The organism is Acidiphilium sp. PM, assembly GCF_000219295.1.
Taxonomy (GTDB): Bacteria; Pseudomonadota; Alphaproteobacteria; order Acetobacterales; family Acetobacteraceae; genus Acidiphilium; species Acidiphilium multivorum.
The window spans coordinates 1-668 of record NZ_AFPR01000371.1 but is presented as its reverse complement, the minus strand read 5'-3'; the positions used below and the strand labels follow the sequence as shown (position 1 = coordinate 668).

1 protein-coding gene is annotated in these 668 nt (G+C 71.4%); it reads right to left on the bottom strand.

From position 1 onward, the window contains the following. Window positions 1-668, bottom strand: a 668-nt coding sequence (locus APM_RS12825; RefSeq protein WP_007423801.1) for a xanthine dehydrogenase family protein molybdopterin-binding subunit, incomplete at both ends; no start/stop codon positions are given.

Sequence of the window (668 nt, the reverse complement as noted above, 5' to 3'; positions counted from 1 at the left end):
GGCCCCGACGGAAAGATGGTATCGCCGATGCGGACCGTGATATCCTCCGCGCGCAGGCCGAGGACTTCCGCCACCGTCTGGGCGAGCACCGTGGTGATGCCGGTGCCGATATCCTGCACGCTCGACATCACCTCCACCGAGCCGTCGCGCAGGACACGGACCTCGCAGGCCGCGTTGATCTGCACATGCGCGCCCCAGTGGGATTGCGCCATGCCGATGCCGCGCTTGACCGGCCCCCGATCCGAACCCGGCGGATGGCGGGCGGCCCAGCCGAAGCGCGCGGCGCCGATCCGCCGTTCCTCGCGACGGACCGGGCTGGGATCGATCCTGTCGCGCAGGGCAACGGGATCGAGCGCGAGGCGTTCGGCGAGCTCGTCGATCGCCTGTTCGAAGGCGAAGGCGCCCGGCACGTTTCCCGGCGCGCGCATGGCGCAGCCGGGCCCGGCATTGGTGAAGACGTCGCGATGCGATGTCAGCAGGTTCGGACACCGGTAGACCGCGCCGGCAAAGTCGCCGACGCCGGCGCCGAGCGCCACGCCCGCCGTGCCATGGCTGGTCAGTTCGATCGCGGTCAGCGTGCCATCGCGTCGGGCGCCGATGCGCAGGTGCTGGAACGTGCCGGGGCGGTTGCCGGAATCGACCTGCTCCTCGGCGCGGGTCAGCACCAG